Here is an 11,349-nt window from a genome sequence, read left to right on the forward strand (position 1 = left end):
AGAGGAAAGACGCGGGCGGCGCGGATTTCGTTCCTCTCCCCTCACCTCAAAAGCGGTTTTTACCGGCGTTTTGATAAGATATTAGCATATCGCACAAAAACTGAAGTTGAATCTTGTGCATGATTAAAAATATTTTTCAGGGGCTATTCCATTGACCACATTTCGGCGTTATAGTAAAAGAGGAAATATTTCCAATGTCCTTTGACAACCGCATACTCAGGCATCAGGTACAAATTCGGCGCGGAGAGCTGCAGCGGAAAGCTGTGAACTGTGGGTGGCTCCTATCATGGCAATGACCCGCGCGGAAGATAATGATACTCCCGACCAGTCACCGTCCGAGCGTGAAAACGTCGCAGGCAATGAGGTCGGACAACGGATAGGTGAAATTCCTGTGGAATCGGTACGCCGCCGATCGCTTGGTGCTTCCCGCAGTCGGGGGTGAGGCCGAATAGACTGACAGTAACAGTATAAATCATTATAAAACCGGAAGAATACCGCTTCTTTGCGTGTATTCTTCCGGTTTCGCACTTCATGGAGGTTTTACATGTCATTTGATTACGAAATTTTATCACAGAATGATCTGCTGGAACTGTTTCCGTTCGGCCGGTCAAAACTCAACGCCTTACTGCGGGCCGGTGTTCTGCCCGTCACCAAAGTTGGACGTGATTACATCACCATTCGAGCAGAACTTGACCGCTGGTTCGCGGCCAATCGCGGACGTGAAATCTTCTATTAACCAGACGTTGCGAACCATGCAGAGTATGGCGTATAATAACAATGTTAGCTGTTGTAGCTGCCGCACCGGGTCAGGAGCGAAAATGAGCAATACAACAGAAAAAGTAACGAAAACGAATCGTCATTACGGGGAGGGCAGTATTTATCAGCACAAAGATGGCCGCTGGGTAGCAAAATACCGCGATGAAGCCATGGCGAAACCGCAGTACCTTTATGGTTCGACCGAAGCTGAGGTTCGCCGCAAGCTGCGGGATTGGAAAAAGCAGACGGCACGCGGTCTGACTGCGTGCAAGAAAGTGTTTTTTCGTGATTATGCAGATAACTGGTTTTACACGTTCAAGCAGCACTCTGTCGAAAACAGCAGTTTTGACCGTTACGAAAGCATTTATTTGCATCATATCAAGCCTGTATTGGGCGATATTCAGATTGCGTCTATCCGCAGTGAGGAGATTCAGAATCTGCTGGTTGCGAAAAGCAAAACGCTTTCGTACAGTGTAGTGAAGAAGATCAATTTCCTTTTGTCGGAACTGTTTCAGTATGCTCATTCCGAGGGCGATATTGCGAAGAATCCCATGCGCAATGTGAAGATGCCGAAAAAGACGCTGTTCAAACCGGAACGCGAAATCATCGCGCTGGAAAGCGAGGAAGTGCGGGCGTTGGAGCAGGTAGCAGTAATGAAGCGAAAGAACGGTCTGCCGTTGATTACGCACGCGAATCTGATTGTGTTCCTCGTGCATACCGGTTTGCGCTGCGGTGAGTTGCAGGCTTTGAAATGGTCTGACATTGACTTTTGCAGTAAAACGGTTACAGTGAACAAGAACCTGTCTATGGTCTGCGACCGCGACCGAAACGGTGAACGGAAGAATCACAAAAAGGCGAAAATCAAGGGCACGAAAACGACAAGCGGCAACCGCATTGTTCCGCTGAACACAAAGGCGATTGCCGCTTTGAAAAACCTGCACACCATCTACCGCAAGAAAGGAATTTGCAGTCCGAATGTGGTAGCGTCGCTCAATGGCAATATGCTGTCTAACGACCAGTTGCAGCGTGTACTCCATCGTGTGCTGAAATATGCTGAAATCAGCAAGCCGTTCACGCTTCACCAGCTTCGTCACACCTTTGCAACACAGACACTTAACGCCGGTGTCCCGATTACCGTAGTAAGCAAGTGGCTCGGACACGCGAATGTATCTGTTACTTATAACACCTATATTCATGTGTTGGAATCCGTAGAAACTACGGCGGTAACGCTTCTCGAAGCTATCTAAAAATTTTCAAAGCCACTTTGGTATATATTCGGTATCACGACAAAGGGAAAATGCCGAAATTGTTAGATGTGGTGCGGGGTTTTAGTAAAAGAGGGATAGATCTGCGGTTTGATCGCTCACCAATACTGTGATATCGAAGTCTATGATGAAAACGCATAACTTCCCGTAACACGAAAACAGGCTGCTAAAAAGCAGCCTGTTTTTGTTCGTAACCGTCAAACATCCCCACAAAGAAAAGCGTGCGATGTGGATTTTTTGCTCAGAGAGACACTCAATGCGCCAGAACAGCTTAAGCAATATTGAAAGAAATCATTGCCGCCGACACTGACAAAGTAAGAATATGCAGCAATATAATCCGTTTTCCTGTTTTCGTGTATTATTTGAATTGCTATCCTTCGATAGCATGCTTAATGTCGCTGTTGTTATTTTATCGATTATTTCCAAACTGGCGAAGGAAGTCTTCCGGCAGCATGGGTTTACCAATCTTATAGCCTTGCAGCTTATCACATCCGAGTTTTTTCAGTAATTCGATCTGGCTGTCTGTTTCGATACCCTCTGCCACACAGCGCATATTCAAATCGTGGCACAGGTCGACAACATGTTTGATGACAAGCTGTTCACGGTCGATGTGTTCAGCCTTGTCGATCAAACCTTTATCAATTTTTGCAACGCTGATCTGCGGCAGATAAAGCATTTCAAGGCAGGAAGCCTCGGTGCCAAGGTCATCAATTGCCAGCGAAATACCTCGTTGTTTCACTTCATCCAACAGACTGTACAGGGATTCCAGCTGAATGTTTTGCGAAGATTCCGTGATCTCAAAGATAAGCTGCGCCGGGTCAGCACCGGTCTCGGAAAGAATTTGATCGATCCGCTCCAGAAAGTCTGGCTCCATCAGTGTGTTGCGTGAAAAGTTTACATTGAGCACAATATCCGGCCATACCGGTTTCCATTTCTGGATCAGTTCGCAGGCTTGCCGCAGCATTGTGAAGTCCACCATAGAGATCATGTGCTCACGCTCCATAACGTCAATGAATTCCACGGGTGCCTGGATATTACCATGCGGATCGATTTTACGGACGAGAACTTCTGCACCGTAAACACGGTTATACTGGATACTGTAAAGCGGCTGCAAATATGGGATAAAGGTGCTGTCCCGAAACTCCTGCAATAGTGCGTCCAGATAGCCGGGGCGACTATCTTTTAATTCGGCATTTGCGGCGTAGAACTTATTCTTTGCTGTCTGCATTGCTTTCTCTGCCTTGCGAACGGCAATACCCGTATCTTCTTCTTTTCCCCATACAAAACCAAACGATGCAATGTTTTTCTCGTCAAACAGCGCCGCCTCCAGTTTTTTTGCGGCGCTCATAAAAACCTTATAATCAACATCTGGCCAGATCATAACGAACTCATCGCCGCTGATGCGGTAGATATACTGCTGTTCGATGTGCTCGTTGAGAATAGTGCAAATCTTTTGGATCACTTTGTTGCCCATGTCATGACCGAGCGTATCGTTGATCCATTTCATCCCATTGATGTCCAAAAATCCTACGCCTACCGGAAACTCCTTTCCGCGCAAATGATCCAACATCTCGTCATAGGCCAAGCGGTTGTTTAGACCGGTCAGCGGGTCCTGATAGCTTTTTTTCGTCAGTGCTTCTGTAAGCAGGCGCTTTTGCAGCTCGTTTGCAATGATATAAGTAAGCTGCGTTAACAACGTCAGCGCATCCATGTGGCTACGGGGATTATCGATTCCAAGAAAGCCGTGCAGTTTGCCATTTATAAAAATGGGAACGGCAATAAGACTCTTGATCCCCTGCGGATGCAGGCAATCATACTCAAGGCGGTGGGTAGGATCATCCTTGAGTGCATCAACATCTCCGATAAAGATGATGGTATTCTGTTCCTGGTCCTCAAAACTATCCACCCATCGTGCTACTACATCAACGGGCACTGTCTGCAGATTCTCAATCTGCGGAGAGATACCATCTCTGCAAATTTCGTAGGTATTCCGAGTAAGATTTTCCTTCCATTGAAATTCAAATATGTAGGTACGATCCGCATCGTAATATTCGAGGATAGTCGTCAGCCCAGAGTTGACCGCTGCTGTGAAGTCATCGTTCATGACAAGGTTTTCAATACAGTCAAGCAGCTTCTTTTCCACTGACAGATCGTTCCGTGCGCTATCCAGTTCTGTGGTCTGATTCAAATTTTTGTGAATATCCATATCTGCAATTTCCTTTGTCTATCTCTGTATCAATCAGTAAATCTTTCTTTGCGCGGAATATATGGTATCATTCTGAGAACCTTCTCCAAGCGCTCCACCAGTGGTCAAGCGCTTGGAGAAGGCTGGGGCAAATGCCCCAGCTTTCCGTGAAAAATAGGAATCGTTCGCAACATCCTTAACTCTGGCTGTGTCTTGAACGGGGAAAAACAACTCTACTCTCACTATGCCGCAAGCATAGTGAATGTATAGATATTTGCCGTCTTGGAGTAGCAGAGGGGATGTTGTCATTCTTTGAGAGCCACTGCTCCGAAAATTCCTTGTTGTATTACTGATACTGCTTCCAGTCAGGTACGCTCGTCAGCTTCGTCCAGCTTTCGCCGACCTCGCCCTGACGGTTGAAGTCATGGCTGTTCGTGGCCTCCTGTACGGCGAGGTAGTGCCAGTCGGACGGCTTGTTGTCCGGCCACGTTACCATGCTGTCCAGCAGGTCGCTTTCGCTCTGCGGCATACGGCAGAGCACGCGGTTGATCATCGTCATAGCCTCAGCGCGGGTGATGCGGGCGTCGGGGTGGAATGTGCCGTCCGGATAGCCCGAAATCCAGCCGAACGCCGCCGCTCTCTCGATCTCGTTTTCCGCCCAGTGACCGGAAATGTCGGAGAAGCTGCCGTTGTTCTCGACCGGTTTGGTGTTGAAGCGCGCACAGATCGCCGCAAATTCCGCACGAGTGATCGAGGCATCGGGGTCAAAGCTGTCCGCACGGCGGCCCTTGACGATACCGATCTTTGCCATCGTGGAAATCGCCTTGTTGTGCCACTGGCCGTTCGCAACATCGGAAAAACCGTTGTCGGCGGTCAGATTTCCGTCGCGGATGTCCGCTTTGAGCAGTCTGAAGAAGATTGTCGCCGTTTCCGCGCGGCTGATATTGCCCTTCGGGTGTACCTTGCCGTCCGGGTAGCCGATGACGTAGGCGAAATGGTCGTCGCCGTTGAGCTTGTCCGGCACACCGGTAGCCTCCCAGCCTGCATAGACAGTCTTGTCGCTGGTCATCTTGATGCTGCTGATCTTTTGAGTCAGTTCCTTATCCGCATACCAGCCGGTAAAGGTATAACTCTCGCGGGTCGGGGTCTTGTCGAGCGTCACCTTTGTGCCGGAAGAATAGCGCTCATCCTTGTAAGCTGTGCCGCCGTTCGACTCATAGTGCAGCGTATAGCGGGTCGAATGATGGGAGGAGGAACTGTTTCGGGTGTTAGTAAAGGTTACCGCTGCGGTGTCATCCTTGATGATACTGCCGCTGGCGTTGACAGACGTTGTGGTGTAGCCGTCCTTATCTGCCTCCGCCTCGGTTACGGTATAAGTGATTCCTGCAGGCAGTCCGACAGCAGTCTTGCTCTCACCGTGCTTCAGAACGAAGGTTGCGACTCCATCGGCAAAAGTCATTTCACCAAATGTGCCGTTGATGCCGGTATCGCCGAGCGTCACGGTAAAGTTGAACGCCTTGGAGGTATCTCCGTTGTTTCCGGCTACGGTCTTGGCAACGGACAGATTGCCGTGCTCCGCCTTCCAGCGACCGTAAAGAACCGTATCCGTATTCAGAACCGTACCGTTCACATACGGCACTGTACATGTGGTATCCGTGTACCAGCCATCAAAGGTATATCCCTGGTGGGAATTCTGCTGTGCTTTCGCCGTATATGCTCTGCCGGTACGGATATAATCATTCGCAGGGGGTGTTACATCGTTGGGGTTATCCGTGCTGACCCACTGATACTGGATTTTAACAGCCGGTACGTAGGTCATCCAGTCGGTCTTTCCTGCCGCCTTGCTCTGTCCAATGGCCAGACCCTCCGGCATTTTCCAGCTCGGGACGAAAATACCGTCCGCATCGGCCGTCGCCGCCGCAGTTTCACCGCCTGCGTCCGTCGTATAACGAACAAGCTGCGTACCGATTTCGGTATTCTCTACCGTGCGATCCTCGCTGTGGATCTGAATCGGTTTCGCGGTGCTTGCGCCCGTATACTGGGAGATCACATTGATATAACGGCCTTCCTTGGGAATACTGCTGCCCTTTACCAGATAGACATCGTTATTCGTGCTGATCTCAGCATCATCCCCCAGATTGAAGGCAGTTCCTACATAAACACCGTCACCTCTGGTCGAAAGCCGTGCTTCCTCGGTCAGAGAATTGTTATTATCCTTGATGACACCGCCTGTCATGGTATAGGTGCCGCCACAAACACCGCCGCCTGCATTTGCAACATTGTTTTCAATGGAACCGTCGGTTTGTTTAGCAGCGGATGTTGGCCATAAGTATACGCCACCACCCTGCGAGGCTTTGTTTTCGGAAATTGTACCGCCGGAAATCGTTACATTCGTTGCGTCATACAGAAAAACACCGCCGCCGTAGCTTCGAGCGCTATTTCCCGTTAGCGTGCCGTCCTTGATATTCAGCTCAGTTACGCCGAAGAACGCTGCGACTGCGCCGCCGCTTCCACCTGTAACCTTATTGCCGGAAATTTCGCCGTTGTTAATATTGATGGTAATTTTCTTACTGTACTGCGGGAAGGTGACAACACCGCCGCCGTAGTCAAGTGCCTTATTTTCGGTGATTTTGCCGCCATTCATTTCAAAAGAGGCCGGTGTAGCTGTAAACAATGTATCGCCGCCACTTGAGTTGGCGTAATCCGCAACATAAACACCGGCACCGTAACTGCCCTGACCGGATGTCCGGTAGGTGCTGTTGTTGGAGATCGTACCATTGTTCATAACCATCGTTGAGCCGATGATCGCGACACCGCCTCCGCCATTCGCCGTATTGCCGCTGATCTCGCCGCCGTTCATGGTGAAGGTACTGCTGTTGCCAATCAGAATGCCGCCGCCCAATTCGTAGTTGCGGTTTGTATTGTTACGAATGATTGCGCCGTCTTCCATCGTTATGTTGACGCGGTTATTCGCCAAAATACCGGAACCAAACTGAGCCGCCTTATTGTTTTGTAAAATAGCACCGCTGTTCAGCACGATAGTGCCGCCGTTCGCCGCCTTGATGATCGAGTCGGTCTCCGCAGCGTGTGCTGCATCCACAGTACACTCTGCGCCATCAATCACAATGTTACTCAGTGTCAGCGAGGCAGACGCATCGGCGAGTTCGATCATATAGCCGCCGAGCCCATAGCGGTGCAGTGTCTTTCCGCCAAGGTCCCAAGTTTCTGTCCCTGTGACCTTATAAAAACTCGAAAGACAAATATCATTGATATTCTTTTCATTTGCAAGCTCGTTTGCCTTTTCGATGGTCTTTACAGCAGTCGTTTTGCTCAGTCCGTCATTATCATCTGCGCCATGCTGCTGGTCGAGATAAATGGCGGCTTCCGGGGTGGTCGAGTCACCTGTCTCCGTGCTCTCTCCGTCTGCCGCAAAAGCAGCAGTCGGAAGCATGGTCATGAGCATTATAACCGTCAAAATACTTGCAATAATTCTTTTATTCATAATGTCCTTTTCGAATAACGCTATTGTACTAAATTTCCTGTATATCGTTTTAACTTTTTTACTGATACCGCTTCCAGTCGGGGACGCTCGTCAGCTTCGTCCAGCTTTCGCCGACCTCGCCCTTACGGTCAAAGTCATGGCTGTTCGTGGCCTCCTGTACAGCGAGGTAGTGCCAGTCGGACGGCTTGTTGTCCGGCCACGTTACCATGCTGTCCAGCAGGTCGCTTTTGCTCTGCGGCATACGGCAGAGCACGCGGTTGATCATGGTCATGGCTTCAGCGCGGGTGATGCGGGCGTCGGGGCGGAACGTGCCGTCCGGATAGCCCGAAATCCAGCCGAACGCCGCCGCTCTCTCGATCTCGTTTTCCGCCCAGTGACCGGAAATGTCGGAGAAGCTGCCGCTGTTCTCGACCGGTTTGGTGTTGAAGCGCGCACAGATTGCCGCAAACTCCGCACGGGTGATCGAGGCATCGGGGTCAAAGTTGTCCGCACGGCGGCCCTTGACGATACCGAGCTTTGCCATCGTGGAAATCGCCTTGTTGTGCCACTGGCCGTCCGAAACATCGGAAAATCCGTTGTCGGCGATCAGATTTCCGTCACGGATGTCGGATTTGAGCAGTCGGAAGAAGATCGTCGCGGTCTCAGCGCGGCTGACGTTCGCGTTCGGACGAACGTTGCCGTCCAAGTAGCCAATCACATAGGCGTAGTGGTCATCGCCGTTGAGCTTGTCCGGTACGCCGGTAGCCTCCCAGCCTGCGTAGACCGTCTTGTTGCTGTTCATCGTCACGGTTGTGATCTTCTGCGTCAGTGCCTGGTCCGCATACCAGCCGGTAAAGGTATAGCTCTCGCGGGTCGGGGTCTTATCGAGTGTCACCTTCGTGCCGGAAGAATAGCGCTCATCCTTGTAAGCTGTGCCGCCGTTCGACTCATAGTGCAGCGTATAGCGGGTCGAATGATGGGAGGAGGAGCTGTTCTTTGCCCACTGTGCGGTATAAACGGCATTGTCCGTTACCGTTGCAGCTACGGACGGCTCCCAGCCGGTAAAGGTGTAGCCGCTGCGGGTCGGTGTACCGGAAAAAGCCGGTGTTGTATCGCCGACGTGCAGATCAGCGGTCGTCTGATCGGCAAAGACAGTGCCATCCACGCCGTCCTTGTAGGTTACGGAATAAGTCGTGCTGTCCTTCCACTGGGCATAAACCGTAATATTGCTGGTCACATCGGTCGCAGCAGTAAAGGCATCGCCCGAACCGTCTGCCTTAGTATTCCAGCCCGTGAATATGTAGCCGCTGCGGGTCGGATTGGTCGTCGGCAGGTCAAAATGGTTTGCACTGCCTGCAACCTTCTCCTGCGACATAATACGCGGAGAGGCTTCGGTGTCGCCGCCGTTCTTATCGAAGATGACGCGGATACCGTTTGCCACCTGCCACATATAGTAATTGTTCGAGCCATCGGCATCGGCCATGCGCTTGAGGAACCAGCCGTCTTCCACGGCATCGGCATTGCCCAGTACAAACACATTCTGCGCGGGAGAATCGGTGTTTTTCTCGGAAAGAATGTAGTTGTCACCAAGTGCAGGCTTTTTCAGAGTCTGCCAGTCAGCGGGGTCCATCGTGTTGACCGTGGTGGTGCCGGTGGAAAGACCGCCGATTTTCAACGGGATATCAGCAGCTGTGTAATTCGTCACGACTGCCGGTAAGCGCAGCTCTGCGTTTGTGCCTGCATAGTTCCCGCCAAACTCAGACGGCTTCATCAACGCCATCATGCCACAGGAATTCACATCACCAGCAACATGAGTTGAACCGTGACCAATATATTTACCGCTTTTCCCAACTGCCATCGTCCCTGCAATCGTGACATCATAGGCCGCTGCTCTCGAGCTGTTGATAAAAAGCTGTTCCCATGTACCGTTTACGACCACATTGCCAGACAGTTCCATATCGTCTAAATCATCGGTTTTGAGAATACTGCCTTCGTCAACTGTCAAACTGCCTGTGAGCCATAAGCCGTTTAATTTCACATCAGAATTGTTGATCACACGGGTATGCGTAGATGATTGAATAAACGGAATTGTTGCAGTACAGTCGGTCAGCGTAACAGCTACATTCTTCGGGGTTTTGTCATAATTAGAAGTAGAAAGTACGCCAGTACGGATTTTGGGACTGCCGGTAATCGTGATCTGTGAATCCTCGTTGACCGTTTTGCCATTGGTCAACCGAACGATATTTACATCGCCGCCATCCACATTGATGGCGCATTTACCATTGATTATACTTCTGTAATTTGCATAAATATCGCCCTCATCGTAATCCGGGTCCTCATAATAGTAGTTCTTCAGCTCAACATTCGTGGCGTTGATGGTCACATCGCCGCCGACCGTCGAAGAATCCGATGCACCGGTGATATTTTCCACATGAGAACCATGAGCATTGATAGTAATGCTACCACCAACATTGCCACGGATGGCGCCATAGATTTCAGGAATATCATACCACTTGTCGTGATCAGTCGTAGGGTCTACACCCTTATCCCAGCTCCAGACATTCTCATAGGTGTCGATTGTAATGTTGCCGCCTACCGTATAATTGCCCTCAACACCGGGATAGGTTGCAAAGCGGTTGCCTGCGCCGACAATCGGCCAGTTGCTACCTAACCGCAGAATCCGATCGGTATTCTCATAATCAGGATTGCCTGCGATAATATGCAAATCGCCGCGAATGATGGATTTCTCCAGCGGCTCCTCCGTACCGGCAATGCCCACTACACTGCCTGCACGAACATCCAGAGTAACATTCCCCTTCATTTCGCAGCCGTATGTGCCTTCAATTGAGGGAGACGCGGTAGCGGTACTATTTTTGTTGTCATAAATCAGCGTAGCATTGCCGCCGACATAGACATCGGGCACGTTCCTGCCATCGCCGCTGCTGCCGTCGCCCTTCATGCAGCCGGGGTTCAGATGGTTGCCGCTCTGCATTTGAATATCGCCCGTGATTTCCAAATAGGTATCTCCCTCAACGGAGCCTTGATAGGAGCCGCCGATCACGTCGTGCAAACCACTCGAAGAAGTCGGGTTGATATAACCGGTTGCCGCAATCACAACATAGGTGCTGGCTACCGTTTTTTTGTAACCGCCGCCGTAGAGCGTTTCACTCAAATGGATCTGACCGTTTTCGGTGAAAATCGTCCGATAACCGTTGCAGAACAGTCTGCTGCCGGTCACATCAACATTATCAAAGGTGCAGTCACCGGTCAGAATACCACGACTCGCCATATTAAGCTTAAACAGATTGCCTGCCGTGCTGCAAACGGTGATATGCTTGCCGTTTGCGCCGAAGGACGCAACATTGCTTTCTGCCGGAGCATTGACATCCGCTTTCAGTACGATCATAGCTTCACCAGACTCCGATACCGCAATCTGCGTTAGCGCGTTGCTGAGTTCAGCTGTAGTAGATACTTCATAGCTTGGCGCGGTGACAGTCGACTGCTCCGCATCCTCCTCTGATTGAGGTAGGATCGTTTGGGTTTCACCGGTGTCAGGCGCTTCAGCATTCGTATCATCCGCCGCAAATGCGGCTGTTGGCAATGATGTGAGCAGCATTGCCGCTACTAACAGCCCTGATAGGATTCGTTTTTTCATAAATTTC

Annotated in this window: 5 protein-coding genes; 2 read left to right on the forward strand and 3 right to left on the reverse strand. The window is 50.6% G+C overall.

Translation table 11 applies throughout. The features are described from left to right. Positions 1-544: 544 nt before the first annotated feature. Positions 545-736, forward strand: coding sequence for a helix-turn-helix domain-containing protein (locus DW806_RS15085; protein WP_158574641.1), 192 nt, complete (start codon positions 545-547; stop codon positions 734-736). An 82-nt stretch (positions 737-818) separates the two neighbouring features. Continuing rightward, positions 819-2,003, forward strand: a complete 1,185-nt coding sequence (locus DW806_RS02165) for a tyrosine-type recombinase/integrase (protein WP_118285582.1) — start codon at positions 819-821, stop codon at positions 2,001-2,003. Positions 2,004-2,430: 427 nt separating this feature from the next. Here DW806_RS02165 and DW806_RS02170 read toward each other — a convergent pair whose 3' ends face one another. From DW806_RS02170 to DW806_RS02180, 3 genes are all read right to left on the reverse strand, one after another. Beyond that, positions 2,431-4,227, reverse strand: a complete 1,797-nt coding sequence (locus DW806_RS02170; protein WP_110436375.1) for a sensor domain-containing diguanylate cyclase — start codon at positions 4,225-4,227, stop codon at positions 2,431-2,433. A 325-nt stretch (positions 4,228-4,552) separates the two neighbouring features. Then, positions 4,553-7,708, reverse strand: a complete 3,156-nt coding sequence (locus DW806_RS02175) for an S-layer homology domain-containing protein (RefSeq protein WP_118728968.1) — start codon at positions 7,706-7,708, stop codon at positions 4,553-4,555. A gap of 58 nt (positions 7,709-7,766) precedes the next feature. Beyond that, entirely contained in the window at positions 7,767-11,342 is a 3,576-nt protein-coding gene (locus tag DW806_RS02180; RefSeq protein WP_118728969.1) for an S-layer homology domain-containing protein, read from the reverse strand. Positions 11,343-11,349 lie beyond the last annotated feature (7 nt).

The organism is Butyricicoccus sp. AM32-19 (genome assembly GCF_003480365.1).
Classification (GTDB): domain Bacteria; phylum Bacillota; class Clostridia; order Oscillospirales; family Butyricicoccaceae; genus Agathobaculum; species Agathobaculum butyriciproducens.